Annotated in this window: 28 protein-coding genes; 14 read left to right on the top strand and 14 right to left on the bottom strand. The window is 33.6% G+C overall.

Features of this window, described 5'->3' with window-relative positions:
- Positions 1 to 101: 101 nt before the first annotated feature.
- The 3 genes from ACVBED_RS06145 to ACVBED_RS06155 all read left to right on the top strand — a co-directional run bounded on the left by ACVBED_RS06145 (position 102) and on the right by ACVBED_RS06155 (position 4,118).
- Entirely contained in the window at positions 102 to 1,415 is a 1,314-nt protein-coding gene (locus tag ACVBED_RS06145) for a M16 family metallopeptidase (protein ID WP_447119420.1), read from the top strand.
- A gap of 6 nt (positions 1,416 to 1,421) precedes the next feature.
- Complete coding sequence (locus ACVBED_RS06150) at positions 1,422 to 3,470, top strand: M16 family metallopeptidase (RefSeq protein ID WP_473094680.1); 2,049 nt, start codon at positions 1,422 to 1,424, stop codon at positions 3,468 to 3,470.
- Between the two features lie 399 nt (positions 3,471 to 3,869).
- Positions 3,870 to 4,118: a hypothetical protein gene (locus tag ACVBED_RS06155; RefSeq protein WP_447119422.1), complete on the top strand. Its 249-nt coding sequence runs from the start codon at positions 3,870 to 3,872 to the stop codon at positions 4,116 to 4,118.
- A gap of 217 nt (positions 4,119 to 4,335) precedes the next feature.
- Here the strand turns inward: ACVBED_RS06155 and ACVBED_RS06160 are convergent, their stop codons facing one another.
- The gene (locus ACVBED_RS06160) at positions 4,336 to 5,052 is read right to left on the bottom strand and encodes a sulfite exporter TauE/SafE family protein (protein ID WP_473094681.1); all 717 of its coding nucleotides are present in this window, start codon (positions 5,050 to 5,052) and stop codon (positions 4,336 to 4,338) included.
- A 127-nt stretch (positions 5,053 to 5,179) separates the two neighbouring features.
- Between ACVBED_RS06160 and ACVBED_RS06165 the strand changes: the two genes are divergently transcribed.
- Together ACVBED_RS06165 and ACVBED_RS06170 are read left to right on the top strand one after the other, a co-directional pair.
- On the top strand, positions 5,180 to 5,602 hold the full coding sequence (locus tag ACVBED_RS06165) for an Lrp/AsnC family transcriptional regulator (RefSeq protein WP_447119424.1): 423 nt from the start codon (positions 5,180 to 5,182) through the stop codon (positions 5,600 to 5,602).
- 278 nt (positions 5,603 to 5,880) lie between these two features.
- Positions 5,881 to 6,789 (top strand): hypothetical protein, encoded by a 909-nt coding sequence (locus ACVBED_RS06170; protein ID WP_447119425.1) that lies wholly within the window; start codon positions 5,881 to 5,883, stop codon positions 6,787 to 6,789.
- Between the two features lie 44 nt (positions 6,790 to 6,833).
- Here the strand turns inward: ACVBED_RS06170 and ACVBED_RS06175 are convergent, their stop codons facing one another.
- The 8 genes from ACVBED_RS06175 to ACVBED_RS06210 all read right to left on the bottom strand — a co-directional run bounded on the left by ACVBED_RS06175 (position 6,834) and on the right by ACVBED_RS06210 (position 13,486).
- On the bottom strand, positions 6,834 to 7,700 hold the full coding sequence (locus ACVBED_RS06175; RefSeq protein WP_447119427.1) for a DUF808 domain-containing protein: 867 nt from the start codon (positions 7,698 to 7,700) through the stop codon (positions 6,834 to 6,836).
- Between the two features lie 110 nt (positions 7,701 to 7,810).
- On the bottom strand, positions 7,811 to 8,668 hold the full coding sequence (gene atpG, locus ACVBED_RS06180; RefSeq protein WP_447119429.1) for an ATP synthase F1 subunit gamma: 858 nt from the start codon (positions 8,666 to 8,668) through the stop codon (positions 7,811 to 7,813).
- A gap of 85 nt (positions 8,669 to 8,753) precedes the next feature.
- The gene (gene atpA, locus ACVBED_RS06185) at positions 8,754 to 10,331 is read right to left on the bottom strand and encodes a F0F1 ATP synthase subunit alpha (RefSeq protein WP_447119431.1); all 1,578 of its coding nucleotides are present in this window, start codon (positions 10,329 to 10,331) and stop codon (positions 8,754 to 8,756) included.
- Positions 10,332 to 10,346: 15 nt separating this feature from the next.
- Positions 10,347 to 10,886 (bottom strand): ATP synthase F1 subunit delta, encoded by a 540-nt coding sequence (atpH, locus tag ACVBED_RS06190; RefSeq protein ID WP_447119433.1) that lies wholly within the window; start codon positions 10,884 to 10,886, stop codon positions 10,347 to 10,349.
- A gap of 1 nt (position 10,887) precedes the next feature.
- Positions 10,888 to 11,385 (bottom strand): F0F1 ATP synthase subunit B, encoded by a 498-nt coding sequence (gene atpF, locus ACVBED_RS06195; protein WP_447119435.1) that lies wholly within the window; start codon positions 11,383 to 11,385, stop codon positions 10,888 to 10,890.
- A 98-nt stretch (positions 11,386 to 11,483) separates the two neighbouring features.
- Positions 11,484 to 11,684 (bottom strand): ATP synthase F0 subunit C, encoded by a 201-nt coding sequence (gene atpE / locus ACVBED_RS06200; protein ID WP_447119437.1) that lies wholly within the window; start codon positions 11,682 to 11,684, stop codon positions 11,484 to 11,486.
- A gap of 33 nt (positions 11,685 to 11,717) precedes the next feature.
- Positions 11,718 to 12,881: a F0F1 ATP synthase subunit A gene (gene atpB / locus ACVBED_RS06205; RefSeq protein WP_447119439.1), complete on the bottom strand. Its 1,164-nt coding sequence runs from the start codon at positions 12,879 to 12,881 to the stop codon at positions 11,718 to 11,720.
- A gap of 398 nt (positions 12,882 to 13,279) precedes the next feature.
- Complete coding sequence (locus ACVBED_RS06210) at positions 13,280 to 13,486, bottom strand: AtpZ/AtpI family protein (protein WP_447119441.1); 207 nt, start codon at positions 13,484 to 13,486, stop codon at positions 13,280 to 13,282.
- 94 nt (positions 13,487 to 13,580) lie between these two features.
- Between ACVBED_RS06210 and ACVBED_RS06215 the strand changes: the two genes are divergently transcribed.
- On the top strand, positions 13,581 to 14,138 hold the full coding sequence (locus ACVBED_RS06215; RefSeq protein ID WP_473094682.1) for a DUF1572 family protein: 558 nt from the start codon (positions 13,581 to 13,583) through the stop codon (positions 14,136 to 14,138).
- A gap of 89 nt (positions 14,139 to 14,227) precedes the next feature.
- The gene (locus ACVBED_RS06220) at positions 14,228 to 14,521 is read left to right on the top strand and encodes a hypothetical protein (RefSeq protein WP_473094683.1); all 294 of its coding nucleotides are present in this window, start codon (positions 14,228 to 14,230) and stop codon (positions 14,519 to 14,521) included.
- Positions 14,522 to 14,719: 198 nt separating this feature from the next.
- Here ACVBED_RS06220 and ACVBED_RS06225 read toward each other — a convergent pair whose 3' ends face one another.
- On the bottom strand, positions 14,720 to 14,980 hold the full coding sequence (locus ACVBED_RS06225; protein ID WP_473094684.1) for a hypothetical protein: 261 nt from the start codon (positions 14,978 to 14,980) through the stop codon (positions 14,720 to 14,722).
- Between the two features lie 252 nt (positions 14,981 to 15,232).
- Here ACVBED_RS06225 and ACVBED_RS06230 point away from each other — a divergent pair, with 252 nt between their 5' ends.
- The 3 genes from ACVBED_RS06230 to fdhA all read left to right on the top strand — a co-directional run bounded on the left by ACVBED_RS06230 (position 15,233) and on the right by fdhA (position 17,840).
- Positions 15,233 to 16,087: a helix-turn-helix domain-containing protein gene (locus ACVBED_RS06230; RefSeq protein WP_473094685.1), complete on the top strand. Its 855-nt coding sequence runs from the start codon at positions 15,233 to 15,235 to the stop codon at positions 16,085 to 16,087.
- 106 nt (positions 16,088 to 16,193) lie between these two features.
- Complete coding sequence (locus ACVBED_RS06235; protein WP_447119452.1) at positions 16,194 to 16,592, top strand: GlcG/HbpS family heme-binding protein; 399 nt, start codon at positions 16,194 to 16,196, stop codon at positions 16,590 to 16,592.
- Positions 16,593 to 16,655: 63 nt separating this feature from the next.
- The gene (gene fdhA, locus ACVBED_RS06240; protein ID WP_447119453.1) at positions 16,656 to 17,840 is read left to right on the top strand and encodes a formaldehyde dehydrogenase, glutathione-independent; all 1,185 of its coding nucleotides are present in this window, start codon (positions 16,656 to 16,658) and stop codon (positions 17,838 to 17,840) included.
- 245 nt (positions 17,841 to 18,085) lie between these two features.
- On the opposite strand, the gene ACVBED_RS06245 is transcribed toward fdhA, so the two are convergent.
- On the bottom strand, positions 18,086 to 19,858 hold the full coding sequence (locus ACVBED_RS06245) for an aminopeptidase P family protein (RefSeq protein ID WP_447119455.1): 1,773 nt from the start codon (positions 19,856 to 19,858) through the stop codon (positions 18,086 to 18,088).
- Positions 19,859 to 20,151: 293 nt separating this feature from the next.
- Between ACVBED_RS06245 and ACVBED_RS06250 the strand changes: the two genes are divergently transcribed.
- Positions 20,152 to 21,699 carry a M20/M25/M40 family metallo-hydrolase gene (locus ACVBED_RS06250; protein WP_473094686.1) on the top strand — a complete coding sequence of 516 codons (1,548 nt, stop codon included), beginning with the start codon at positions 20,152 to 20,154 and terminating at the stop codon, positions 21,697 to 21,699.
- Positions 21,700 to 21,750: 51 nt separating this feature from the next.
- On the opposite strand, the gene xth is transcribed toward ACVBED_RS06250, so the two are convergent.
- Complete coding sequence (gene xth / locus ACVBED_RS06255) at positions 21,751 to 22,506, bottom strand: exodeoxyribonuclease III (RefSeq protein WP_473094687.1); 756 nt, start codon at positions 22,504 to 22,506, stop codon at positions 21,751 to 21,753.
- Positions 22,507 to 22,849: 343 nt separating this feature from the next.
- Here xth and ACVBED_RS06260 point away from each other — a divergent pair, with 343 nt between their 5' ends.
- From ACVBED_RS06260 to ACVBED_RS06270, 3 genes are all read left to right on the top strand, one after another.
- Positions 22,850 to 23,242, top strand: a complete 393-nt coding sequence (locus tag ACVBED_RS06260; RefSeq protein WP_473094701.1) for a DUF981 family protein — start codon at positions 22,850 to 22,852, stop codon at positions 23,240 to 23,242.
- Positions 23,124 to 23,375, top strand: a complete 252-nt coding sequence (locus ACVBED_RS06265; RefSeq protein WP_473094702.1) for a hypothetical protein — start codon at positions 23,124 to 23,126, stop codon at positions 23,373 to 23,375. Before ACVBED_RS06260 ends, ACVBED_RS06265 begins: the two co-directional genes overlap by 119 nt.
- Before the next feature lie 331 nt (positions 23,376 to 23,706).
- Positions 23,707 to 23,889, top strand: coding sequence for a hypothetical protein (locus ACVBED_RS06270; RefSeq protein WP_473094688.1), 183 nt, complete (start codon positions 23,707 to 23,709; stop codon positions 23,887 to 23,889).
- Positions 23,890 to 23,984: 95 nt separating this feature from the next.
- Here the strand turns inward: ACVBED_RS06270 and ACVBED_RS06275 are convergent, their stop codons facing one another.
- On the bottom strand, positions 23,985 to 24,488 hold the full coding sequence (locus ACVBED_RS06275; protein ID WP_473094689.1) for an SRPBCC family protein: 504 nt from the start codon (positions 24,486 to 24,488) through the stop codon (positions 23,985 to 23,987).
- Between the two features lie 26 nt (positions 24,489 to 24,514).
- Positions 24,515 to 24,826 (bottom strand): ArsR/SmtB family transcription factor, encoded by a 312-nt coding sequence (locus tag ACVBED_RS06280; protein WP_473094690.1) that lies wholly within the window; start codon positions 24,824 to 24,826, stop codon positions 24,515 to 24,517.
- Positions 24,827 to 24,845 lie beyond the last annotated feature (19 nt).

The raw sequence follows: 24,845 nt of genomic DNA on the forward strand, positions 1-24,845 counted from the left end.
CATTGATTTCCTATTTTAAATTTCGTAAATTTTATTTGTGTTAATGTAACATTAGTAGGTTTTTTTACACTTATTTTTAAACAGATATATAATAAAAAGTTATGAAAAAAAAATCTTTTTCAGTCTTAGGCTTAGTTCTTTTTGGGGCTTTGTTTCAGGCTCAGGAAATTAAATTTCAGGAGTATGATTTGCCAAACGGCATGCACGTTATTCTTCACCAAGATAATAAAGCGCCTGTAGTTACGACCGCGGTAATGTATCATGTAGGTGCAAAAGACGAAATAGCAAACCGTACAGGTTTCGCTCATTTTTTTGAACATTTGCTTTTTGAAGGTACAGATAACATTAAAAGAGGTGAATGGATGAAGATCGTTGCTGCAAATGGTGGTACAAATAATGCAAATACGACGGATGACCGTACTTATTTCTACGAAACTTTCCCTTCTAATAATTTACAACTGGGTTTATGGATGGAAGCAGAAAGACTGAGACATCCTGTCATCAATGAAATTGGAGTAAAAACTCAAAATGAAGTGGTGAAAGAAGAAAAAAGGTTGAGTTACGATAACAGACCTTACGGAGGAATTTTAAAATCTATCAAAACAGGATTATTTAAAAATCATCCCTATAAAAACACTACGATTGGCGAAATGGCAGATCTGGATTCGGCCAAACTGGATGAATTTAAAACTTTCTTTAAAAAATATTATGTCCCAAACAATGCAACTTTAGTGGTTGCAGGAGATATAAATGTTGTAGAAACAAAGAAATTGATTGATACTTATTTCGCAACAATTCCAAAGGGTGACGCAATCGTAAGAGATTTTCCGAAGGAAGCGCCGATTACCGAAGAAACTATAATGACTGCTTATGATAAAAATATTCAGCTTCCAGCATATCTTTATACTTATAGAACTCCAAGCGATAAAACGCGTGAATCAAAGGTTTTAGATATGATCTCATCGTATTTAAGCAATGGTAAATCCTCAGTTCTCTACAAAAAATTGGTTGATCAGGATAAAAAAGCACTTTCCGTGCAAGCTATAAATTTAGGTGAAGAAGATTACAGCGTTTTTGCATTCTTTGCAATACCAATGGGCGCCACAACAGAAGCAACTTTGAGAGGAGATATCGATGCTGAAATAGCCAAATTACAAACTACTCTAATTAGTGAAGAAGATTATCAAAAACTTCAAAACCAATTTGAAAATCAGTTCGTTAATTCTAATTCTAACATTCAGGGTATTGCAGCTTCTTTAGCAACTTATCATGTTTTACAGGGAGATACAAATCTAATTAACAAAGAAATTGAAGTTTACAGAAGTATTACTCGGGAAGATATTAGAGATGTTGCTAAAAAGTATTTAAACAGCAATCAAAGAGTTATTATTAATTATTTACCAGAAAAAAAATAAACGAAAATGAAAAAATCATTATATAGTATTGCAACCGTATTTTTTATTTCTGGCGTAATAAATGCTCAAGTAATTGACTTGAACCAGATGCCGAAACCGGGACCAACTCCAACCGTAAATATCGCAAAACCTCAAACTTTTAAACTTAAAAATGGCTTAACAGTTTTAGTTGTTGAAGATCACAAACTGCCGCGCGTAAGTACATCTTTAACTTTTGATCATCCTCCGGTTTATGAAGGTGACAAAACTGGTTTAAGCGGAATAATGTCCGATCTTTTGGGTTCAGGAACTTCAACCATTTCCAAGGATGACTTTAATAAAAAAGTGGATTTTTTAGGAGCGTCCATTAATTATAGCGCGAATGGAGCTTTTGCAAGCAGTCTTTCAAAATATTATCCAGAAATTTTAACTCTTTTTGCAGCTGGAGTTACGGATGCCAAATTTTCAGCAGATGAACTTGCAAAATCTAAAGCCAGAACAATTGAAGGTTTGAAAGTGGATGAAAAAAGTGCGCAGACAATTGCAAACCGCGTTTTTAACGTTTTAAGCTACGGAAAAAATACAGCGCTAGGAGAATTTGACACTGAAAAATCTTTGAATGCAATTAGCCTTCAAGATGTTGAATCAGATTACAAAAAATATTATGCACCGCAAGATGCTTATTTAGTAGTAATTGGAGATGTAAAATTTAATGACGCCAAAAAGATGATTGAGAAAGCTTTTGATGGCTGGAAAAAATCAGATTTTAAATTCCAAACATTACCTAAATTTTCGAACGCATCAAAAACTGAAATCGATGTTGTAGATGTTCCAACAGCAGCACAATCTGTTATTTTATTGGGAGATCTTCACCAGTTAAAGATGAAAGATCCTCAATATTTTGCAGCGACAACAGCTAACTATATATTAGGAGGTGGTAGTTTAGAAACCAGAGTAAATATGAATCTTCGTGAGAAAAATGGCTTTACTTATGGAGCATATACTTCTTTAGACACTTCAAAATACGATTCTAACTTTGGTGGTACTGCGAACGTTCGCGGTGAAGTGACGGATAAAGCCATAAAAGAATTCATGAAGGAAATTAATGGCATTAAAACCATCACACCTCTAGAATTAAACAATGCCAAAGCAAAACTAAAAGGTAGTTTTATTTTATCATTAGAAAGACCAGAAACTGTTGCACGTTTTGCTTTAAACCTAATAACGCAGGATCTTCCTGCAGATTTCTATACCAATTATTTGAAATCTGTGGATGCAATAACGGTCGATCAGGTTCAAAAAATTTCCAGCGAATTCATCAAGCCAAACAATATGAGAATATTTGTGGCGGGCAAAACAAGTCAGTTCTCAGGTGCGCTTGATGCTTTAGGTTATCCAGTAAAATATTTCGACGCTTACGGAAATCCTGTTGCAAAACCAGAAACAAAAAAAATGGATTCCAGCGTCACTTTAGCAGCTGTGGGTGAAAATTATATCGCGGCAATCGGAGGCAAGGAGAAAGTATCAAAAATAACTTCTGTTAGCTCTACTTCTGCTACAAAATTTCAGGGAATGGATATTTCCATTAAAAGTGTAGAAGCGACCGGCGGTAAAAAAAATCAGGAGGTTTCAGCCATGGGTAATGTTGTTCAAAAAATGACTTACGATGGTACAAAAGGTTACATGGTTCAGCAGGGAAATAAAATGGACATGCCAGCAGCAATGATGGCGTCTTACGCAAGACAAAAAGAAATTTTCCCAGAACTTATGTTTACAACTTCTAAAGATTACACTTTAGGTGGAATCGAGAAAATCAATGGTACAGACGCATATGTTGTTAAAGGTCCTGATACCAAATATTACTACGATGTAAAGACGGGCTTAAAAACTGCAGAGATAAAAACAGCAGAAATGAACGGTCAAAAAATGGAAGTTCCTACTTACTTTTCCAACTACAAAACGGTGGATGGAGTGATGTTTCCTTTCACCATGAAAGTGAATCAAATGGGACAGGATATGCAAATGGATGTCGCGTCATATGATATAAACAAAGCAACAGCAGACGATTTTAAATAAATTTTAAGTGTTTGCAAAATTAAAACGGTACTGTAAAGTGCCGTTTTTTTTGTTTAAATTTTTGGAAGCAAAAAAGGTTGAATTTCTTTTAAATTCTGTCCCGTTGTCCGCTGTATCTTTTTTTTAGACCAAAATTTTTAAACTGAAAATTTCAATAAAAAGAAGGATGCCGCTTTCATCGCAGCTAAGGTACAGAGATATTTTTTTTAAATTTCAAAAAAATTTTGTTTAAGTTTTACTATTTTTGTTTTAAACCAAATTAGTATCTGAAATATAAAACGAGTATTTCACCCATCAATATTTCATCTAATTATATGAAAACTAATTTTGATGAATTGTTCCGTCTTTTAAATGAAGGTTTAGAAGAACATGAAAAATCTAATATTTAAAAGAATAAATATGACAAAAGGTAAATTTGAAAATATCTCCGATGGCGTTCTATTAAAAGAACAAAAAAAATTACAAAAATTGAATGCAGTTTATGGAATTGTACTTTTGTTACTTTTCGCAACTGCAATTTACCTAAGTGTTTCAAAAGGCAATTTCACTATGGTGGCAGTCTGTTTAGGACTCTTCAGTATCTTTGTGGTTAATGTGCAGTCATTGAGAGATTTTAAGAAAGAAATAGTAAAAAGAAAGTTAAATTAATCTCTCTTATTTTAAAGTTCTTTCAAAAGCCTTTTACGAATCTTTTCTAAATTGATAACAGGCGAAATGCAAACTGCAGAGTTTAAAAAAACTAACATTTGGATCAATTTTACACACAAAAAGAAGGAGTTATTTTCTCTCTCTTTTTTAATATTAAATTTCAAATTGGTTTTGGAAAACTATTAGAAATTATTAATATTAAAAATATATCACCTCACTAAAATACTAAAAGCAAACCTGAAATACAGAGTAAAACTGTTAAAATTTTTCTAAAAAATATTTCATTAATACTTGCAAAGGTTCTTTTTCCTAAAAACTGCGCGAATAGAAATACAGGCAAAACAAGCAATGACATTTTTAAATGATTTGAAGTTAAAATCCCGCTAATTGCTAAAGCCGGGATTCTCGTCACTGTAATTACAGCAGATAAACCAATCATTGTCGCACGAAAGGTTTTGACATCTTTAATTGAATTTTCCAGGCAGACAACGTGCAAAGGTCCGCCGGAAGAAAAAACACCAGAGAAAAATCCCGCTAAAAGTCCGAAGATGTAAGTACCAATTTTTCCTAGTTTTATCTTTTGTTTCCCAAATGAAATGTAAGCCACATAAACTAAAATAAAAATTCCAAGTGCGGTTTTTAAAAATACTGGCTTGGTGTAAGTTAAAACTAAAATTCCTATTACAACACCGATAATAGTTGAGAGAGAAAGTTGAAGTATAATCGGTCTGTCAATATTTCGCCATTCTTTAGTTAAAAGCAAAAGACTGGAAAACATGTAGAAAATTGAAATATAACAAACTGCGTCCTGCAGAGGTAATTTAAATAGAAGAATCGGTAGGGCAATCAAAGAACCGGCAAAACCAACGATTGTTTGTACATAAAATCCCACAAAAATCCCAATTATCAGTATTATAAAAACTTCGATATTCATTTAAATTTATTTTATTTTGATGGTGCAAATGTAAATACTTGATATTTTTTGATGCAATTGATTTAATGGAATAATGATTAATATACCACCGAAATAATGTATTTTAGCTGCTATAAAAACTGAATCAATGATTGACACAATAGATCAAAAAATAATTAATATTTTAAAAATAAATGCAAGATTATCTTTTGCCGGAATAGGTCGAAAAGTAGCCTTATCACCATCTTCCGTACGGGAAAGAATTCAAAAATTAGAGGATCTAGCCATCATTGAATCTTATAATGTAAAACTTAATCAAAGCTTACTGGGAAAAGGTCTGGAAGTTTTTATTATGTTGAAAATTTTCGATGGAAAACTTCAGGAAATACTTTCAGAAATTACGACTTATAGTGAGGTGGAAAAAGTTTATAGAATTACTGGACCATATAACATTCACATGCATGTTTTTTTAGAAGATCAGTTGCACTTACAGCAATTCATAGATAAACTCATAAAATACGGAACACCAACCACACATCTTATATTGTCTGAACTAAAAAAAGATAATTAATTTTCTTTAAAAATTACTGTTGATTGAAATGAAAAATTTATAGCAATCTGTTTATATCACTAAGGAAATTGAAATCAATGACTCACGAAATGACTTAATTTTAATTATATAAAAACAAAAAACTCTTCTGAAATAAATACTCAAAACTAAACAAAAAAAATCGTTAATTATTTCTCATTTTTACAACTATTTATTTTGATATTGTTTTTTTTCGTAATTTAGATTCATCAAATAAAATTAAAGGAGATGTCAATAATTTTGGTAATTAAAATTTAATTATGACTATAACTCCATTTATGAAGAAAATAGTTGACAAGTTTTTGTCCGAGAACTTTCGGGAAAGTCTTGAGCGCATTATAATTTGGATCGCAATTGCGAGTTTTCTTCTACACTTATTGCTTATTTTTCTCGTCAATGAAGACTTCATTCATCTTACTTCTAAACTTGCAGTAAACCCGATTTCCGCGATATATACGCCCTTTTCTTTCATTTTGGTTTATGAAGTGTTTTTACTTGTCTTTTACCTGCCACGGTCTATCTCCAGTTATATTGGTAAGCAATACGAAATCATCACGCTGATTGTCATTAGAAGAATTTTTAAAGATATTGGTTATATGAAGTTATCGACTGATTGGTTTAAATTAGGCAACGATTTGCAGATCACGTATGATTTGGCAACTGCAGTGATTCTGTTTTTCTTGATTCAGCAATTCTATAAAAACCTTAAAAAACAAACTGTAAAAGTTACCACCAAAACACCTGATCAACACGAAATAACAAGAGTAAATGATTTTATACAGTTAAAAAAAACCATCGCGGCCATATTAATTCCCGTGGTTATTATTCTTGCCTTCTACTCTTTTTTCAACTGGATCATTAACAGCACAGAAACGAATTGGCATGATCTCACCAATTTTAAAAATATCAATAATATATTTTTCGAAGATTTTTTTATTTTATTGATTATCATTGATGTAATATTACTTTTATTTTCATTTTTTTACTCAGATAGTTTCCACAAAATCATCAGAAATTCAGGTTTTGTAATTTCCACCATCTTAATAAAATTATCATTTTCAGTAGAAGGACTAATAAATAACGCCCTAATTTTAGGTGCTGTGATTTTTGGCTTTTTAATTTTGCTCATTCACAATTCATACGAACACTCAAATGAGTCTGACAATTAGCGTATTAAATTAATTTCCTTAGAAACACTTTAGAAATAAATAAATTATTTTCTAAAAATCTTCTTGCCAATTTCAAGAAATAAAAATATGATCCCACCCACTAGAATTCCCAAAATAAAATCTTTTATAATACTTGGAAGGCTGGCTAAGACATTGTGAAGAATCGGAATATTGTGAGAGAAAATTCCTCCAGCAACTAAAAGTAATGCGAAAGTGCCAATAATACTAAGACCTTTAATAACGAAAGGTAAAGCCTGAACTAAAATATTCCCCAATATTTTTTGAAAACCTTTTTCTTTTTTACTTTTTTTAATTAAGTAAAATCCAGCTTCATCCATTCTAACTATCAAAGCAACAATACCATAAACGCCAACTGTTGCAAGAATTGCAATCGCTGAAACGACTAAAATCTGAGAAGTTAAAGGTTTTTCTACTACCGTACTCATTGCGATTATTATAATTTCTACTGAAAGAATAAAATCGGTTAAAATTGCAGATTTTACGCGGGATTTTTCCAAAGCTAAAATATCTGCTTCACTTCCGATTTTGCTTAAATCCTCATTTTTGTAATGAAAATGCGGAAATACAACTTCATAAATTTTTTCTGCACCTTCAAAAGCCAAATAAATACCGCCCAAAATTAAAATTACAGTTATTGCAATTGGAAATAATGCACTTAACAAAAATGCAACAGGCAGAATTATCAATTTATTTAAAAGTGAACCCTTGGTAATTGCCCATAAAACAGGAAGTTCTCTGGTAGAGGCAAATCCGGAAGCTTTCTCTGCATTAACCGCTAAATCATCACCTAAAATTCCCGCAGTTTTTTTTGCTGCTATTTTACTCATCATCGCTACGTCGTCCAACAGAACTGCGATATCATCTAACACTGCGAAAAATCCTGAAGCCATATTAATCTTATTAAAGTGAAAATTGTAGTAGGTATAGTTTTAAAACAAAATTTAAAAAAAGCACTGAAAATTAATCCAATGCTTAGTATTTTTTAGATAAAATTAATATTTTAAGAATCCTTCAAGGCTTCTGCACCAGAAACAATTTCCAAAATTTCGTTTGTAATTGCTGCTTGACGTGCTTTATTATAAAATATTTTTAAATCATTTCTTAAAGCTTCGGCATTATCAGTTGCTTTATGCATCGCAGTCATTCTCGCACCGTGCTCAGAAGCTACAGAATCTAAGATTGCTTTGTAAACTTGTGTTTTAATAGATTTCGGAATTAAAACATCCAAAATTTCTTTAGCATTAGGCTCAAAAACATAGTCTGTATTTGTGGAGTTTTTCGCTTCCGGCATTGCAATTGGAAGAACCTGCTCAGTGTGAACTTCCTGAGTTGCGGCGTTAATAAATTTATTATAAACGATATACACTTTATCAAAAGTTCCTAAAGTAAATTCATTCATCACATTTTTAGTGAATTTAGAAACCATCTCAAAAGTTAAAGTATCAAAAACTGCACTTTGATTATCAAAAACTTTCCGTGTTTTTTGAACAGCATCGTGAACTTTTTTACCAACAGTCAAAATTTCAACCTCACAATTTTCGTTAGAAATTCTCGTATTTAATTCTTTGATTACTGAAGAATTAAATGCTCCCGCCAAACCTCTGTTTGAAGTGACCGTAATATAAAGCACTTTCTTTGCAACTCTTTGTTTTGAATAAAGCGAAATATTGTCAGGATCTGGGTTAGAATTTACGTTTTCTATTAATTCCTGCAACTTTTCGGAATACGGTCTTAACATTACAATTGCATCCTGTGCTTTCTTTAGTTTTGCAGCAGAAACCATTTTCATGGCGCTTGTAATCTGCATCGTAGAAGAGATGGAGGTAATTCTTGCGCGTATATCTTTTAAATTTGCCATTCTATTTTAGTTGTTGGTTGTCGGTTGTTGGTTGTTAGTCTGAGAAAAATTCCACCAACTATCAACCAAAAACCATCAACTAATTTTAATTATACTTTGAAGCTAATTCTGCAGCAGCCTGTTTTAGAACTCCTGTAATATCGTTATCAATTTTTCCTGCTTTTAAGGCTGCCATCGTTTCTGGATGTTTCGATCTTAAAAAATCAACATATTCTTTTTGAAATTCTTTTACTTTTCTAATCGGAATCGTTTTTAAAAGATTTTCTGTTCCTGCATAAATCATTGCTATCTGGCTATCAACCGGTAATGGTGAATTAACAGGTTGTTTCAAAAGTTCAACATTTCTTTCACCTTTAGAAATAACCGACAAAGTTGCCGCATCTAAATCTGAACCAAATTTTGCAAAAGCTTCTAATTCTTTATATTGAGCCTGATCTAATTTTAAAGTACCTGAGACTTTTTTCATAGATTTAATCTGCGCATTACCACCAACTCTTGATACTGAAATACCAACGTTAATTGCAGGACGAACACCAGAATTAAATAAATCAGTTTCCAAGAAGATTTGTCCATCAGTAATTGAAATAACATTTGTAGGAATATACGCTGAAACGTCCCCTGCCTGTGTTTCAATAATTGGCAATGCTGTTAATGAGCCACCACCTTTAATTATCGGCTTCAAAGAATCCGGTAAATCATTCATTTGACTTGCAATTGTATCATCTGCGATCACTTTTGCAGCTCTTTCTAATAATCTAGAGTGTAAATAAAATACATCCCCGGGATAAGCTTCACGGCCCGGTGGTCTTCTCAATAATAAAGATAATTCACGGTAAGCAACTGCTTGTTTAGATAAATCATCATAAATAATTAATGCTGGACGACCAGTGTCACGGAAATATTCGCCAATCGCAGCTCCTGCCATTGGTGCGTAAACCTGCATCGGTGTCGGATCCGAGGCGTTTGCAGCAACAACTGTTGTATAAGCCATTGCGCCTTTATCCGTTAAAGTTTTTACAATTTGTGCAACTGTTGAACCTTTTTGTCCAATCGCAACATAAATACAATATACTGGCTGACCTGCGTCATAAAATTCTCTCTGATTTAAAATAGTATCAATCGCAACGACAGTTTTACCTGTTTGACGGTCACCAATGATTAATTCTCTTTGGCCTCTTCCGATTGGAATCATTGAATCAATTGCAACAATACCAGTTTGAAGTGGTTCCGTTACAGGCTGACGGAAAATAACGCCGGGTGCTTTTCTTTCCAAAGGCATTTCGTAAGTTGTTCCTTCAATAGGACCTTTTCCATCAATAGGATTTCCTAAAGTATCTACAACTCTACCAAGCATTCCTTCACCAACGTTGATGGAAGAAATTCTTTCGGTTCTTCTAACGGTATCACCTTCTTTAATTAATCTGGATTCTCCCAAAAGCGCAACACCCACATTATCTTCTTCAAGATTTAAAACGATACCTTCTACACCACTTTCGAATTTTACCAATTCACCGTATTGTACATTTTCCAAACCGTAAACTCTGGCAATACCATCACCAATTGTAAGAACAGTTCCTACTTCTTCTACATTAGATTGTGTATCAAAATTAGCTAACTGCTGTTTTAAAATTGCTGAAACCTCAGCCGGATTTATTTCTGCCATTTTATGCTTATTTTCTTAATTTAATTGAAATTCTTTTTTTAATTGGGTCAGTTTAGATTTTACAGATGCATCTATTTGCTGATCACCTACTCTTAAAATATAACCACCTAAAATATCTGGACTAATATTGGTCTGCAAATCAAATTTTTGTGCTGAATTCACCAAACTTGTAGATTTTAAAATAGCTTCCACATTTTCTGAAGAAAGCTGAATAGCAGATGTTAAAGAGACTCTTTGTACACCTTCTAAAATTTCTACTTTGTTAACATATTCTTGTGCTATTTGCTGCATAGAATTTTCTCTACCTTGTTTAATGATCAAACTGATAAAGTTTTTTGCAGTTGCAGAAAAGTTTTTAAAAATCTCACCTGAGATTGCGATTTTCTTTTTACTGTCAAGAACTGGAGTTGCAAAAAAGCTGTTTAATTCTTTTGAAGATTTTAGAATTTTTACCAAATCTTTCATCTCGCTGAAAAGTTCAGACGTTGTGTTAGAATCTTTAGAAAAATCTAGTAAACCTTGCGCGTATCTTTTTGCTACTTTGGAGGTGCGCATTTTAGTTTAGGTTTGATTTATTAAGATAATCTTCTACTAAAGAATTTTGAGCTGCTGAGTTATCTAATTTCTGTTTTAAAATAGATTCTGCAATATTTACTGATAAAGCACCAATTTGATTTTTGATCTCAGCCATTGCCGCTAATTTCTCGGATTGTATAGACTGTCTAGCACCTTCAATCATCTTATCAGCTTCAGTTTTAGCAATACCTTTGGCATCGCCTACAATTTGATCTTTAATATCTCTGGCTTCTTTTAAAATTGCATCACGCTCCACTTTAGCAGCGCGGATTATATTTTCATTTTCAGTTTTTAAATTTTCAACTTCTTTTTTTGCCAATTTTGCTTGGTTAAGAGAATCTACAATTGTGATTTCTCTTTCATTAATAGCTTCTAAAATCGGTTTCCACGCAAATTTGTGCAGCACGAAAAGTAAAATCAAAAAGATAATACTCTGAATAATAAATAAACCCGATGAAAAATTTTCTAATAATCCCATATGAGTGGTATAATAAAATTGTTTTTGTTAATTAATTTTTTAAAAAACCACTTGCCGTAACCAACCGTTCCCGCCAAGTGGTATTTTTTTAAAACTTCTTAGTTCACTGCAAATAAAGCAGCAAAAGCAACTCCTTCTACAAGAGCTGCAGCAATAAGCATCACTGTCTGAAGTTTCCCAGCTTGTTCTGGTTGTCTAGCCATACCTTCTAAGGCAGCAGCACCGATTTTACCGATACCGATACCAGTTCCGATAACTACTAAACCTGCACCGATAATTTTTGGCATTGATTCGTTCATAATATATATTTTAAAAAATTAGTTTCTGTTTAATTAATGTACCATTCCTTCTTCCCCCTCGTGTCCATGTTCCTCATTAGCCATTCCAAAATAAACTGCTGAAAGCATGGTGAAAATGTAAGCCTGTAGAAATGCCACCAATACTTCTAATAAATAAATAACAAAAGTTAAAAATGGAAATGCGACACCAGCGATAATATTACCAAAGTAAAAAATTAATGCTATAAGACTCATCACAACAATGTGACCAGCACTCATATTTGCAAAAAGACGTATAAGAAGTGCAAAAGGTTTAATAAAAATACCAATAACTTCTATAGGAATCATAACAATTTTCATTGGCAAAGGCAAACCTGGCATCCAAAAAATATGTTGCCAATAATTTTTGTTGGCGGTAAACTGAGTTACTAAAAATGTGACAAGTGCCAGCGCAAATGTAATTGCAATATTTCCTGTGACATTTACACCAAAAGGCATTAAGCCAAAAATATTTAAAAATAAAATAAAGAAAAATACTGTTAGAAGATAACCCATATATTTATGGTATTTCTTACCGATATTTGGTCTAGCAATTTCGTCTCTAATATAAATAACGAAAGGTTCAAAAATTCTGCTGACACCTGCAGGAATTGGAGATTTTTTATAGTTCCTCGCCATTGACGTGAAAATAATGATCAATAACAAACATGTTACTAAAATCATTAAAACACTTTTTGTCAGAGAAAAATCAAACAAAACGCGTTCGTTAGAAACTTTCCCTTCTTTATCCAATGAAATAGTTCCTGCGGCATCCGTTATAAAAATTTTCTCGTGAGCCATTTTATAATAAGCGCCTTTACTTTCTACAACGGCCTCCCCGTGATTAAAAGCAGAGCTCATCATAGAATGTACACCGTTCGCCTTATCGTAAAAAATTACAGGTAGAGGAAAACCGACATGATGTTCTGTACCGTCTGCATTTTTAACAGCCATAATATCAAAATCATGCCCATCCAAAAGGTGATGATCAATATATTCTTTATTTTCTGCCTTAATTTTTTCGCCCTCAGAAAGAGGTTTTACAGCTTCTGTATTTTCTAAAGTAGAAACCGTTTTTTGGCTCTTATGCTGCGCAAAAGAATTTGAAAATATCGATAAAAAACCCAGAATTAGTATTATTCTCTTCAGCATCCCTGTATCATGTATTAAGTTTTGCAAAAATATAACAAATTTTTAGAATAAAAAAGCCATTATTTACTGATATTTTTCATCTTTAATTAATTGTATCGCATACAGTGTTTCCAACACTAAACAAACGCAATAAGGAAGGATAAAGTGCAATTTATAATTGGGGATTTCCGTCAGATTTAGTTTCAATTTTATGAGGAAAACGATTGCCAATTTAAATAACACCAAACCTAAAAACACAAAGCCGATTCTGGTCGGATTAATCATTCTAAAGATTGACAAAATGGTAATTACCATCATAAAAAGAAGGGTGAGAAATAAATAATATTTTATAAAAGTTAATTTATATCCCAAATTATAGAAATACCAAATGCCAAAATGAATTGAAAACATAAGGAAATACAAAATAATATAAAGTGTCGTTTTTTTCATTTTTTGTCGTGTTCTTCCTTATTTTTTAATAATCTTAGAGTGTTGTAAAGCGCCAGCGAAAGTCCGGCAAATCCGACTGCAACAGTTAGCAGATTATTTTGAAAGCCGTAATAATGATTGATCCAGTTTCCACCCCAAAAAGCTAAACCAATTGTTGCTAACATCTGGAAAACGACTGTGGAATAAAAACCGTAATCTTTCATTAATAATTGAATAATATATTTTAAAGTATTTTCTTCTCCGTTTTTGCAAAAATAGTAAATTTTTATAGCTTTAATTTATGAAGATTTTATTTGGATGCAGATTCAATTTTATAATAATTTTAATAATTTAAAAGTAGTGGAATATTTAGCACAATATTTCATAAGTTTATCCAATAAAAACTACTTAAAAACTTGCCGTAAAAAAATGCTCACAGAAAATTTAAATAAACTTTTTATCAGAGATTTAGATGGTCTTATAAACGAACTTAATCTTTACAAGAATGAAAATAATCTATGGACAGTACATGGAGATATTACCAATTCTGCAGGAAATCTCGCACTACATCTCGTAGGAAATTTACAGCATTTTATTGGCAAAGAATTAGGCGGAACAAATTATGTTAGAACCCGGGAACGTGAATTTTCTTTAAAAAACGTCAGTCGGGAAACGATTATTAAACAGATAGAAGACACTAAAATAATAGTAAATAAGACACTTAAGACTTTAGACACAAATAAACTTCAGGACCAATATCCAATTTTAGTTTTTAAAGAAAACACTTCTACAGAATTTTTTTTAATGCATCTGTATTCTCATCTTTCTTATCATTTGGGGCAAATTAATTATCACAGAAGATTGATGAATTTTTAATTAAAATTATTTTATAGTATTAAATTTTTAATAATTTAACGGTATCATTATTGATACCAAACTAATACTAATCAAAATAATAAACTTTTATGAAAAAATTTGTCGCTATTCTTGCATTATTTGCAGGATTAACTGTTTCACAAGCTCAAACAACAGCTCCTAAACAAAAGGAAGAAGTTAAAAAGACAGAAACTCCCGTACAGAAGGTGCACAATGTCTTATATCCAAATGATAAGGAACATAATGGTTATAAGGTTAAAAGAAAAACTAAACACGGTAGAAAATACGTAAAAAAAGTAAATACTATGGATCACACCACTAAAATTAAAACAAAAAAAGTTGGTGACATGGATAAAAAAGTAACAGTTTCTCCGACAAAATAGAGTTCTGTTTTTTTAAAAAAAGTGCGAATTTCTCAATTTGCACTTTTCTATTTTATCGATGTTTTGTCTGCTCCAAGAACCAACTCTTCACATCATCCTCCAATTCATTTTCTGATCTTTCTTTAAATATAATTGTGGTAACTATTGAACCAATCATTTCCCGGATTTTCCATTAAACTAATATCTAAAGCATCTCTATCAAACGGACGAAATGTCAAAGTTTAAAATCACAATATGTTTCATAATATCTCGTTTCCAACTCACGACCAGTAAATAAGTTTTCATATCATTTCGGATATTTTGCCGTCCCCTGTGCACGGTCATGAAACTTCCTACACCATAACCAATTCCGTAATTATAGTCATTTCCTTCTTTCCAAAGCGCCATTATTGCAAACGCATCAAGTTGTACTCCCCGCGTTGCTTTCGGAAAACAACCATTGATAATTGTATCAGTCATTTAAAAGCTAAGAAACAATCAGTTTTAAATTTTTTTTAAGCTGTACCTAAAGCAAAAATTCTGATAACATCTGTTTTTCCTTCCAAATATTAACCGCCAGAATCAACTAATATGATACCTGAATTTTTGACTTCTTCGCTACCTTCACTTATCCGAATAATCTATAATTACAGCAGATTTTAATTTAATGATTTTAGGTATATTTGAGAGGAATTGAATTTATACTGTAGAAAATATATTTTAAAGTAATTTATGGCAATAGAAAACATACCGGAAGCTTACTTAAAGAATGGTCAGGAATCTCCTGATTTGCTAGTTTATGATTTTAAGATGAGTAGCGACGTCGTAAACAGCAAGGTAAATCTAAGTATGAATATGTTCAGTTTTCTGCAGGTTGGCAAAAAACAGGTTCATTTTGCGGGTACTTCGGTTGCCGTTAATAAAAATCAGTCATTACTTCTAAAAAAAGGAAACTGGCTTTGGACAGAATTGTTGGATGTGGAAGCAATCTACTATTGTAAACTTCTTTTTTTTTCAGAGAAAACACTTCGCAATTTTCTGCTAAAACATTCTTTTGAGGAAAACAAAACTGAAAGTGAAATTCCCTATTTTATTATAAGAAATGACCGTTATATTAAAACGTATTTAAAATCACTTTCTACTTTAAGTGAAACTTCAACTCCGCTTTTAAACAATCTTTTACAAGTAAAATTTGAAGAACTTCTACTTTATCTCCTGCAGAATTACGGTAAAAATTTTGAAAATTATCTCTGTTCTTTAATTAACAATGAAGTTTCCTCTTTCAAGAAAATTATTGAGAGTAAAATGTACTCCAATTTAAAACTGGAGGAAATTGCCTTTCTATGTAACATGAGCCTGTCTACATTTAAACGTCATTTTATAAAGGAATACAAATTCTCTCCCGGCAAATGGTTGCAGGATAAGAGACTTCAGAAAGCAAAAGAATTACTCGAAAACGAAGGTTCTAAACCCACTGAAATTTATCTGGATTCCGGTTATAACAATCTCTCAAACTTCAGTATTGCCTTTAAAAATAAATTTGGCTTTAGTCCGAAAAATGTAAAAAGTAAGTCCTTTTCAAAATAATTGGTCTTTTTTCATAACTTTTTGAACTTTTTTAGTGAGTTAACAATTTGGTTAAGTAATTACCTTTACTTAACTTAATTTACTTAATTATTTAAACCCAAAAAGTATGAACATTACATTAGTACAAGCTGAAAAATTGATTTCAGCAGCAAAAAGCAAAGCAGTAGAAATTGACACAAAAATGAACATTGCCGTTGTAGATGCAGGAGCAAATTTAGTTGCATTCGCACGTATGGATGGTGCATGGTTAGGCTCCTTAGACATATCTATCAAGAAAGCTAAGACTGCAAGATTTTTTGACATGAACACAGGAAGTCTAGGTGAAGCTTCCCAACCAGGCGGTCCTTTATTTAACATCGAACATTCTAACCATGGTCTGATTACTTTCCCTGGTGGAATCCCAATCAAAAACGCGGGTGGTGAGATCATTGGTGCAATCGGAGTGAGCGGAAGTTCTGTAGAAAATGATCATGCTGTTGCAGAAGCAGGTGTTTCAGCACTTTAAAAAAAGTCAATAAAAATATTCATTTATTAGGCTATTAAAATTCTAATTAAAAAATAAAAACAAATGGCAACGAACAGAGCAATTGTATATATAAAGCCTGGTGTAGTAGAAGTGCAGGATATCAGTTATCCTAAACTGGCGCTAGGAAACAGAAAATGTAATCACGGTGTGATTTTAAAAGTAGTTTCTACTAATATTTGTGGAAGTGACCAGCACATGGTGAGAGGTAGAACTACGGCACCGTCCGGACTAGTTCTAGGCCACGAAATAACAGGTCTTGTTATAGAAAAAGGCAGTGATGTAGAATTTATGGATATCGGCGATCTCGTTTCCGTCCCTTTTAATATTGCCTGCGGCCGTTGCAGAAACTGTAAAGAACAACAAACCGGTATTTGTCTTAATGTAAATGATGCACGTCCCGGCGCTGCCTATGGCTACGTTGATATGGGCGGCTGGATTGGTGGACAGTCCGAATATGTAATGGTTCCTTATGCTGATTTTAATTTGTTAAAATTACCAAACAAAGATGCCGCGATGGAAAAAATACGTGATCTTACATTATTGTCAGACATACTTCCCACGGGTTATCATGGTGCAGTAACAGCGGGAGTAAAACCTGGCGCAACAGTTTACGTTGCCGGAGCTGGACCTGTTGGATTAGCGTGCGCTGCTTCATGTCATCTACTTGGTGCTGCAGTTGTCATCGTAGGTGATATGATTCCAGAACGTTTAGAACAGGCGAGAAGTTTTGGTTGTGAAACTGTTGATCTTCGTAAAGACGCAACATTAGCAGACCAGATCGAAGAAATTTTGGGAATCCCTGAAGTGGACTATACTATAGACTGTGTGGGTTTTGAAGCAAAAGGCCACGGCGCTGGTGCTGAAGAGCAACCTGCAACCGTCCTTAATGATGCAATGAATATTACAAGAGCAGGAGGTGGAATCGGAATTCCGGGGCTTTACGTAACTGGTGATCCGGGTGCGAAAACTGAAGCTGCAAAAGAAGGAAGCTTAAGTGTAAGATTTGGGATGGGATGGGCAAAATCTCATCATTTCCACACGGGTCAATGTCCCGTAATGACTTACAACAGAGACCTGATGCACGCCATCATGAATAATAAAATTAAAATTGCAGATGCCGTAAATGTGCAGGTAATTTCTTTGGACGATGGTCCAAAAGGTTACGCTGATTTTGATAAAGGTGCAGCGAAAAAATTTGTGATCAACCCGCATGGGATGGCTTACTAATTATTTTTCAGATATTGAAAGTCCGGTTTAAAAATAAACCGGACTTTTTTTTATTTTAAAATTAATTTCAGGCGAAAGATGATTTATTAATTCATAAATAAAAATAATTGAACAAATTAAATACGGATAGCAATGGATGGAGTTACCATTAAGAAAAATTTAAATTTTAAAATAATACTGGCAAAATCAATCAAATAATTTAAAATAAAAAAAGTGCAGATTTTAAAATTTGCACTTTCCTATTTTTAAAGCGGTTTTACTTGTTCTAAAAACCAAGATTTAACATCGCCATCTAAATGATTTTCTAACTTTTCTTTACACCAATTGTGGTAATTATTAAGCCAATCTATTTCCGGTTGCGTCATTAAATTAGTATCTAAAACATTTCTATCAAACGGACAAACGGTTAAAGTTTCAAAATCATAGAATGTTCCGTAATCTGTTGTTTCCAACTCACGAACAGCAAATAAATTCTCATGACGAATTCCGTAATGATAGTCATAGTAAAAACCTGGTTCATTTGACAAAACCATGCCCGGAATTAGCGGCTGCATATTCATATCTTTTCGGATGTTTTGTGGCCCTTCATGCACATTCATAAAACTTCCCACACCGTGCCCAGTTCCATGGTTGTAATCTTTTCCTTCTTTCCAAAGCGCCATTCTTGCAAACGCATCAAGCTGGACGCCACGTGTTCCTTTCGGAAATTTAACCATTGACAATTGTATCAATCCTTTAAACGCTAAAGTACAATCACTTTTAAATTCTTTTGAAGCTTTTCCCAAAGCAAAAGTTCTGGTAATATCTGTTGTTCCTTCTAAATATTGTCCGCCAGAATCTACTAAAATTGTATCTGCGTTGGTCACTTCTTTACTACCTTCACTTTTAGCGGAATAATGCATAATTGCACCATTTTCATTGTAACCGACAATACTTCCAAAACTTTCACCTACGAAGTTTTTACCTTCTGCGCGAAATCCTCGCAGTTTTTCGCCGATAGAATATTCGGTCATCGTTTCTTTTCCAGCTTGACGAGTCAGCCAAAAAAGAAATTTCACCATCGCTACCCCGTCTCTTTGCATTACTGTTCTAAAACCTTGCAGCTCCGTCTCATTTTTAATGGCTTTCATTAAATTCCCGGGAACTGGCGCTTTTATAATAGTATTGCTATCTTTTAAAGCCTCAAAAATAGATTGATTGCTGTTTGGTGAGATTAAAATTGTTTCGTTTTTAATTAACTTTAGTTCATTATAAAATCTCTCGTACGGAATCATTTTCACGCAACAATCATCCATTTGTTTTCTGGCTTCCACATCTAATTTTTCTAAATCCACAAAAAGTTTCACTTCATTTTTTGTTAAAATCACATATCCCAAAAAGACGGGGTTGGATTGCACGTCGCTTCCGCGCAAATTGAGCGTCCACGCAACATCGTCCAAACTAGAAATAATATGAACGGATGCATCCATTTCTTCCATTTTATTGCGGATATTAACCAACTTATCATTCACAGATTTCCCCGCTCTCTCAATCGGATGTGCAAAAACTGGATTTTTGACCGCGTTAGAATTCCTGTCCTTCCAGATAGCTTTCAATAAAGGATCATCTACCAACTTTCTATTTTTGGCCTCAAGACTTTCCTTCAATAATTCCCAGTTGGCGTGAGATGTTGCGATTGCGTTCACGGCCACCGTTCCATGTTCCGGGATTTCAGAAATAATCCAGTCAATATAATTTGGCGTGCCATCTATTCCATCTTTAAATAAATCAATTCCAGAATCTTTCAACTCAATCGGCGCCTGTACAAAATACCGTCCATCGGTCCACAATCCCGCGTTTTCTTTCGTAACAACTACAAAACCTGCAGAACCTGTAAAGCCCGAAAGCCACGATCTTTCCTGCCATTCTTTTGGTAAATATTCACTCATGTGTGGGTCCGCGGAATAAACGATAAAGGCATCAATATTATTTTCAGCCATTTTTCCGCGCAATTGTGCTACTTTTTCTTTAGAAGTCATATTTTAATTTTTGATACGTAAATTTACAAAATTCATTCTGAAATAAGGAGCAACACGACTGCGCTTTTTCAGAAAATTGGTCCCGCTATCCACTATATCTTTTTTGGCGCTCGCTACGCTCGCGCAAAAAAAGGATGCCGTTTCCATCGGGGCTACTTCTAAGTCTATTTTTTTGTCCGAAGAAAAAAATTACTTTTAAATTTTTAAATGAGGTTACCTCTTCACAAGTTCCCTGCTTTTCCAAATTGAAAAAAAATCAATATCTTAACCGAAACATAACTTAATTTTTTCACATGAATTTTCATTTAAAAGCGACGTTGCTGTCTGCAACACTGATTACTGGTTTTTTACTTTCTCAGACAAAAGATGAAGTTGTAAAAAACATTATGAAAGAAAGTTTTGATAACTCTCAGTTAGAAAATCTTGCTTTTTCTCTTACAGATAGTATCGGACCCAGATTAGTGGGCAGTCCAAAAATGCAAATGGCGCACAACTGGGCAGTTTCTAAATTTAGTAAATGGGGTATTGAAGCAAAAAACGAACAATGGGGAACTTGGAGATCCTGGGAACGTGGCACCTCATCTGTAGAAATGGTTTATCCATACATTAAATCTTTAGAAGGAATGCAATTAGCGTGGAGTCCGGCAACTAAAAAAGGCGGCATCTCTGCAGAAGTTATTATGATGCCGAAATTTGCCAATAAAACAGATTTTGAAAAATGGCTACCAAGCGTAAAAGGAAAATTGGTCATGGTTTCTCAATACCAATGGACTGGCCGACCGGAAGCGAACTGGAAAGAATTTGCCACACCAGAATTATATGAAAAATATAAAAATGAAAATGACGACGCGAACGACGCATGGAATAAATCTTTACAAATCATTGGTTTATCTTGGCGCACTTTGAACAAACCTTTTGAGAAAGCTGGTGCAGCCGGAATAATATGGTCCAACTGGTCGAAAGGTTTTGGCGTCAATAAAGTATTTATGGCAGGAACAGAAAAAATCCCTGCAGTCGATATTTCTTTAGAAGATTACGGTCAACTTTATAGATTTATCCAACACGGCATAACGCCAAAATTAAAAATAATAGCCAACTCAGAAGATTTGGGTATAGTACCAACTTTCAATACAATCGCAACCATAAAAGGAACTGAAAAACCCGATGAATACGTAATTCTCTCTGCTCATTTTGATTCTTGGGATGGTGGAACTGGCGCCACAGATAATGGAACAGGAACTATTACTATGATGGAAGCCGCACGGATTTTAAAAAAATATTATCCAAACCCCAAGCGAACAATCGTTATTGGACTTTGGGGAAGTGAAGAACAAGGTTTAAACGGCTCGCGTGCCTACGTTTCAGATCACAAGGATCAGTTGAAAAAAATTCAGGCGGTTTTTAACCAAGATAACGGAACTGGAAGAGTCGTAAATATTAGCGGACAGGGGTTTGTTAATTCGTATAATTACATTGGTAAATGGCTTTCCGCAGTACCAAAAAGTATTACAAAAGAAATTAAAACAGATTTTCCAGGTTATCCTGGCGGTGGCGGATCAGATCATGCATCATTTGTAGCAGCGGGCGTTCCAGCATTTAGTTTAAGTTCTACAAGTTGGGATTATGGTCGTTACACTTGGCACACAACCAGAGATACTTATGATAAAATTGTTTTTGATGAAGTAAAAAATAATGTAGCGCTCACTGCAATTTTAGCCTATATGGCAAGTGAAGATCCTGAAAAAACCTCGGCAGAAAAAATGATAATGCCAGTAAATATACAAACGGGAAAACCTGCAGAATGGCCTGCTGTTCAGGAACCAACAAGAAAAGATGAATAATTGAAATTTACATTTAGAAGATAGAGGAGCAGAAATAATTCTGCTCTTTTTTTATAATTCCACTTCTATCCAAACCGGTACGTGATCACTAGATTTTTCCCAACCTCGAACTTCCTTATCAATGCCAAACGCTTTTAGATTTTGGACGATATTTTCACTCAAAAGAAAATGATCAATCCGCATTCCCGCATTTCTCTCAAACGCTTTCCGGAAATAATCATAAAAAGTATAAAGTTCTGCTTCTGGCTTTAAGAAACGCAGCGCATCTGTATATCCCAAAGAAATTAAAGTGGCAAACTCTTCCCTGACTTTTGGTAAAAAAAGCGCATCTTTTTCATATTTCACTGGTTTATAAACATCTTTTTCAGTGGGGATAATATTAAAATCACCACAAATAATAATCTTTTTACCAGACGAAATCAGAATTTCCGCTTGAGCCTGAAAATGTTCGAGCCAATTTAGTTTATAATCATATTTTTCGCCCGGCGTGGGGTTTCCATTAGGAACATAAATGCAACATAAAATAAAATCTTCTGTTTCAACTTCCAAATATCTGCTCTGTTCATCAGAATCATTTCCAGGCAAAGCGCGACGGCGCTCTTTTAATTTAATATTTTTACTTAAAATGGCGACGCCGTTCCAACTTTTCTGTCCCACCCAAATTGCTTCGTAACCCACTTCAATTATTTCTTTGAAAGGAAAATTTTCCTGCGGCGCTTTTAACTCCTGCAGACAAACTAGATCCGGCTGTGTTTCTTCCAACCATCGCAGTAAAACTGGTAATCGCGAATTCAATTCCATTGACATTATAAGCCCAATTCTCATGTCTTAAAAGATTAAAAATCTAAGTTAGAAAAATTACCTTACAAAATGACAATTAAAATTTTAATAGTATAAAAAATACCTTTCTAAAAATCATCATTATAAAAGGTCTAAGATTTGTTGAATAATCAAGATAAAACATTTTAAAATATTCTACTATGAAACCAGATCATCTAATTATCGATTGGACGCAATTACCAACCTACAATACCATAATGGCTTTATTGGTGGGCGTTTCATTAAAGGTAGAAAAATTGTAAGGCCAACTAGCCATAAAAAAGAGCCTAATCCAAAAGGTTGGTCTATAAATTTTAGTGTTTTAGGACTCATTCTTTTTTTGACAGGTTTACACATGACTTTGACTTGGCCCCTTGCAAAATATTTTCCTTTTGATAATATCATTTTTGGCGAAACCACTTTAGCAATCGGTACTTTAAATCTTGCTTTGGCCTTTTACTTTTGGAACAATTCTACGGAAATTTTGACGTCAGAAAAACCTTTACAATTAATTAGCAGCCATTTAAAACCATTAAATATTTTATTTTATGCACTGGCTTTGATGTTAGCTGCACTTTTTTTTGCAGGCGTCCAATTTCAGTTTTTTGGCATACCCCAAAGAAGAACCAATTTCAGGCTATTTTGCAGATATGCCTTCTTTGGAAGCTTGGGGTTTGTCTTCGGTATTTTTGGGAATAGGGATTTGCAGCGCTTTAACGGCTAATTTCTTTAATAGATTTTCACAATCAAAATATAAAATTTCTATTTTAGATAAACTCTGCTATATAGGTTTTATGATCACAGGTGGTTTTACGACTATTTGGCGCTATCAAGCCACCACACACACATTGGTTTAATTCTGAATACTATGAATAATTACACAGAAAAAATATATCCTGTTAATTTTTCTCACATCGGCATCACCGTTCCAGATTTAAAAAAAGCCGTCAATTTTTAGTTACTGATGGGTTCTAGAGACCACTTCCCGGGCCCATCAAAGTGAGAAGACGAGGAAAAGCCGACTGAGACCGATTAGCACAAAATCTGTACGGAAAAGATTGGGGATCATTTCGTTTTGCACATTTAGCAAACGCTGCAGGTGTAGGATTTGAAATTTTTGAATTTGAAAACAACAAAACAACACGATCAATAAACGATTCTTTTAAAACTGGAATCACCCACTTTGCAGTGCAAGATCCCAACATTGAAGTTTTGATGGCGCGCATTGTAAAATATGGCGGTCAACAAAAATCAGATTTATTGGAATTGGCTCCCGGCGAAAAGCCTTTCAAAATGGTTTACATGGAAGATCCTTTTGGCAATCCAATCGAAATTTATACCCATTCTTATATCCAGCAAAATAGTTTCTAGCTGTTTCTTTTAAATTAACCTTGTCTTTACATTCTGAGGATATTTTTCCAAATAATTTCTAAACAGCGCTTTTAAATAGGCGCTGTTTAGATTTATTATTTACTTTTTAACTGTGCTAAAAGTTCGTCCAGATAATTTAATGTTATTGTAAATCCCCCTTGGAAGCCTTTTTCAATCATTTGTTCCATTCTTTCTAAAGAATCATTATAAATTTTGATGCTCACTTCTGTGTGGCCATTTTCTTCACTAAAGTTAAAATCCCAATCTGAAGCAGGTAATTCGGGATTTTCATCTTTATCTGCAAAAGCGTTCGTCATTTTAAAATTAGTTTTTGGCGTGATGGATTTGTAAGTCTGAAGCGACCAATGTTCCGCACCTTCTGGACTGACCATGGCGTAAAATCTTTTACCACCAACTTTAAAATCCATAATTTTTGATCTTGATTCCCAGGGTTTTGGTGCCCACCATTGATCCAAAATTTCTTTTTTTGTAAAAGCGTCCCAAACTAAAGAAAGTTCGGCAGCAAAATCCCGCTTGATGGAAACGGTTTTCGTAGATTTATCTGCGATAAACTCGAATGGTAATTTGTTTGTGCTCATTTTTGAAGATTTACGTTTGTTAAATATTATTTTTTTAAAGTTGATAAAACACCATCCAATTGATTAAATCTAGTTTCCCAAATTATTCTGAATTGTTCTATCCAATTGTCAATTTCTTTTAATTTGTCAATTTCAAGTGTATAATAAATCTCTCTACCCTGCTGATTTTGTGTGACCATTTCACATTCTGCTAAAATTTTTAAATGTTTAGAAACGGCTTGCCGGCTAATCTTAAAATTTTCTGCAATAGCATTTGGTGTTAATGTCTGTAATGCAATTAGCGAAATTATAGCACGCCTTGTGGGATCTGCAAGGGCTTGAAAAACATCTCTTCTCATTTATAAATTTTAAAATACG

The sequence above is a fragment of the Halpernia sp. GG3 genome (assembly GCF_052976925.2).

Excerpts from the sequence above, each read along its gene's own strand:
- ACVBED_RS06145 (WP_447119420.1), top strand. The coding sequence starts at position 102 with ATGAAAAAAAAATCTTTTTCAGTCTTAGGCTTAGTTCTTTTTGGGGCT.
- ACVBED_RS06150 (WP_473094680.1), top strand. The coding sequence starts at position 1,422 with ATGAAAAAATCATTATATAGTATTGCAACCGTATTTTTTATTTCTGGC.
- ACVBED_RS06155 (WP_447119422.1), top strand. The coding sequence starts at position 3,870 with ATGACAAAAGGTAAATTTGAAAATATCTCCGATGGCGTTCTATTAAAA.
- ACVBED_RS06160 (WP_473094681.1), bottom strand. The coding sequence starts at position 5,052 with ATGAATATCGAAGTTTTTATAATACTGATAATTGGGATTTTTGTGGGA.
- ACVBED_RS06165 (WP_447119424.1), top strand. The coding sequence starts at position 5,180 with ATGATTGACACAATAGATCAAAAAATAATTAATATTTTAAAAATAAAT.
- ACVBED_RS06170 (WP_447119425.1), top strand. The coding sequence starts at position 5,881 with ATGACTATAACTCCATTTATGAAGAAAATAGTTGACAAGTTTTTGTCC.
- ACVBED_RS06175 (WP_447119427.1), bottom strand. The coding sequence starts at position 7,700 with ATGGCTTCAGGATTTTTCGCAGTGTTAGATGATATCGCAGTTCTGTTG.
- atpG (WP_447119429.1), bottom strand. The coding sequence starts at position 8,668 with ATGGCAAATTTAAAAGATATACGCGCAAGAATTACCTCCATCTCTTCT.
- atpA (WP_447119431.1), bottom strand. The coding sequence starts at position 10,331 with ATGGCAGAAATAAATCCGGCTGAGGTTTCAGCAATTTTAAAACAGCAG.
- atpH (WP_447119433.1), bottom strand. The coding sequence starts at position 10,886 with ATGCGCACCTCCAAAGTAGCAAAAAGATACGCGCAAGGTTTACTAGAT.
- atpF (WP_447119435.1), bottom strand. The coding sequence starts at position 11,385 with ATGGGATTATTAGAAAATTTTTCATCGGGTTTATTTATTATTCAGAGT.
- atpE (WP_447119437.1), bottom strand. The coding sequence starts at position 11,684 with ATGAACGAATCAATGCCAAAAATTATCGGTGCAGGTTTAGTAGTTATC.
- ACVBED_RS06210 (WP_447119441.1), bottom strand. The coding sequence starts at position 13,486 with ATGAAAGATTACGGTTTTTATTCCACAGTCGTTTTCCAGATGTTAGCA.
- ACVBED_RS06215 (WP_473094682.1), top strand. The coding sequence starts at position 13,581 with ATGCAGATTCAATTTTATAATAATTTTAATAATTTAAAAGTAGTGGAA.
- ACVBED_RS06220 (WP_473094683.1), top strand. The coding sequence starts at position 14,228 with ATGAAAAAATTTGTCGCTATTCTTGCATTATTTGCAGGATTAACTGTT.
- ACVBED_RS06225 (WP_473094684.1), bottom strand. The coding sequence starts at position 14,980 with ATGACTGATACAATTATCAATGGTTGTTTTCCGAAAGCAACGCGGGGA.
- ACVBED_RS06230 (WP_473094685.1), top strand. The coding sequence starts at position 15,233 with ATGGCAATAGAAAACATACCGGAAGCTTACTTAAAGAATGGTCAGGAA.
- ACVBED_RS06235 (WP_447119452.1), top strand. The coding sequence starts at position 16,194 with ATGAACATTACATTAGTACAAGCTGAAAAATTGATTTCAGCAGCAAAA.
- fdhA (WP_447119453.1), top strand. The coding sequence starts at position 16,656 with ATGGCAACGAACAGAGCAATTGTATATATAAAGCCTGGTGTAGTAGAA.
- ACVBED_RS06245 (WP_447119455.1), bottom strand. The coding sequence starts at position 19,858 with ATGACTTCTAAAGAAAAAGTAGCACAATTGCGCGGAAAAATGGCTGAA.
- ACVBED_RS06250 (WP_473094686.1), top strand. The coding sequence starts at position 20,152 with ATGAATTTTCATTTAAAAGCGACGTTGCTGTCTGCAACACTGATTACT.
- xth (WP_473094687.1), bottom strand. The coding sequence starts at position 22,506 with ATGTCAATGGAATTGAATTCGCGATTACCAGTTTTACTGCGATGGTTG.
- ACVBED_RS06275 (WP_473094689.1), bottom strand. The coding sequence starts at position 24,488 with ATGAGCACAAACAAATTACCATTCGAGTTTATCGCAGATAAATCTACG.
- ACVBED_RS06280 (WP_473094690.1), bottom strand. The coding sequence starts at position 24,826 with ATGAGAAGAGATGTTTTTCAAGCCCTTGCAGATCCCACAAGGCGTGCT.